General features: G+C 44.3%; 3 protein-coding genes. All 3 read right to left on the bottom strand.

Annotated features, from left to right (window positions below):
* Nucleotides 1-773, bottom strand: a 773-nt coding sequence (locus tag C7B77_RS28670; protein ID WP_106313093.1) for an MvdC/MvdD family ATP grasp protein, incomplete at its 3' end; no start/stop codon positions are given.
* 26 nt (nucleotides 774-799) lie between these two features.
* A complete protein-coding gene (locus tag C7B77_RS28665; protein ID WP_219892315.1) occupies nucleotides 800-1,312 on the bottom strand; it encodes a microviridin/marinostatin family tricyclic proteinase inhibitor in 513 nt (170 codons plus the stop codon).
* A 152-nt stretch (nucleotides 1,313-1,464) separates the two neighbouring features.
* On the bottom strand, nucleotides 1,465-2,223 hold a 759-nt coding region (locus C7B77_RS28660), incomplete at its 5' end, for a carbohydrate ABC transporter permease (protein WP_106313090.1).

Raw genomic sequence — 2,223 nt, 5'->3', positions numbered from 1 at the left:
AAAGTGTAGGGATACCAAGCATCAATTAGGGCAATTCCTTCTTTGCGCCAATCCAGCTTGGCATTATCTAATTGTTGCGAATCTACCGCCGCACAAAATACCTGTTTGCCGACGATCGTCACTCGCAATTCCACCTGTTTGGGGAGTAATTCTTGAAAAGTCATCGGGCAAAATTTTAAGCCGTCTAAATTTTCTAAATCGGTATCCGAGAGGCGATTGGTAAAGACGACTTGCTCTTGTCCGAGATTGTCGTAGATCGCAAACGAAGCCATCATCTTGGCGATCGTTCCTGTCGCACAGGAGCGGGCAAATTCCTTCACGGCAGCGGGTTGATTGGTAATTAGAGTCTGGGGGGTATCTAACCCGATTTCTCTGGCTACACGCAGTTGGAGCTGCTTGTTTTCTACGCGCCGGATGACGGGAATCGAGTCGAGATGAAAGGCTCGAAGACTGGTAATCAATCCAAACAGCGTGGCTCGCGATTCTTGAATCGAAGCATACCGAAATTGCTCGTCCATTTGAGCCGGAATTTTGCCGCCGACATTCAACCGCCGATACCACACACCACTGACTTGAGCTAGATCGAATTGTTGTCCATCTTGGAGCAGTAAAAGTTTTTCGACGTCCCCACTATAGAGGATGTCTAACTGCACCTCCGTCGGAAATCGATCGGTATCAAAGCGAATCGCGATCTCCCCCCGCCGTTCGATCTCTTGACTCACCAGATCGATACTTTCATTGTCTTGGGTGTGAGTGATAATTAGGACGCTCATATGCTTTTTTTGCTTGCGATCGCAGTCTACCGACGATGGCGACGATACAAGTTACCGCCAGTATTATCTTCGGCATCGGACGGGTATTTCTTGGTTGTTACTATACCACCACCAGTATTATCTTCAGCATCGGAAGGGTATTTAGTAGTTGTAACTGTACCGCCAGTTAGATCGTCGGTATCGGAGGGGTATCTGTTGGTTGTAACTATACCACCACCAGTATTTTCGGTGTCAGAGGGGTATCTGCGAGTAGTCACTATGCCTTTTTTACTTAGTTCGCGGGGACTATTTGATAGTTGTGTTTGGATGGCAGGAGATTCTGTTAAAGCTACTTTATTATCGACTACTTCTGGGTCTTGCCCTTCTAAAAAGCGCGCAAAAAATGGTAAATCTTTTCCGGCTGAGTCGTTGGTTTGAATTTGACTAGGCGTATTTTCTGCAACTTGAAGTGAAGTTGCTAATGTCGGATCGGCTGCGACTGCTGCCAAGCCTAGTAATGTAAGAGTGCTAAGTGAAAATTTAATTGTAGATGCTTTCACGATCGATCGTCCTATGAGGATAAATGTCTAACTATTAGCTCCAATAGCGATCGATTATTTTCCGCAATGTTTCATAGGGCATCTTTCCTTTACCCTTTACCCTTTACCCTATCGATCGATACGGGAGAGCCAGAATAATTACGGCATGTTGACTACCCTTTCCCACCCGTGAAGGTAACGCCTTGAATAAAATAGCGATTGAAAAAGGCGTAGATAATCAGAGCTGGCAAGGTAAACACCATTGAAGCTGCCATAATATAATTCCAATAGCTAATATATTGACCCTTAAACGAGTTTAAGCCTAAAGGTAAAGTAAACATTTCTGGATCGAATAAGATCGTCATGGGTAATAAGAAATTATTCCAGCTCCCCATGAATACAAACACAGCCTGTGCGGCTAGGGCTGGCTTGGCTAAAGGTAAAACTATATGCCAAAAAATTCGGAGAGGTGTTAAACCATCTAAGGCAGCAGCTTCCTCCAATTCCTTGGGAAAATTAACAAAAAACTGCCGCATCATAAAAATAAATGTGGCATTTACCATGCTGGGGACGATCGTCCCTTGATAAGAATTCAGCCAGCCGAATAATTTTAAAATCAAAAAGGTGGGAATCAAAGAGATCTGGGCTGGCACTGCCAAAACAGCTAAAATCAGTACGAATAGAAAATGCTTGCCCCGAAAGTGCAGCCGCGCGAGGGCATAACCAGCCATGGAATTAAATAGCAAGTTTAGGACGGTGACGCTTACCGCAATAACGACACTATTAAACAGCCAGCGTAAAAATAATGGCTCTTGAAAAAAGATTTGTTTGTAGTTGTCGAGCGTAAAATTTTTAGGTATAAAAGTATTCTCGCCGCTGACTATTTCCGAAAGCGGTTTGAAAGATGCCGACAGTGCCCATAAAAAGGGAAT

Source organism: Chamaesiphon polymorphus CCALA 037, from assembly GCF_003003845.1.
In the GTDB taxonomy this organism is placed as follows: domain Bacteria; phylum Cyanobacteriota; class Cyanobacteriia; order Cyanobacteriales; family Chamaesiphonaceae; genus Chamaesiphon; species Chamaesiphon polymorphus.
Note: the sequence above shows the minus strand (reverse complement) of the source record. Positions and strands in the feature narration are given on the sequence as shown.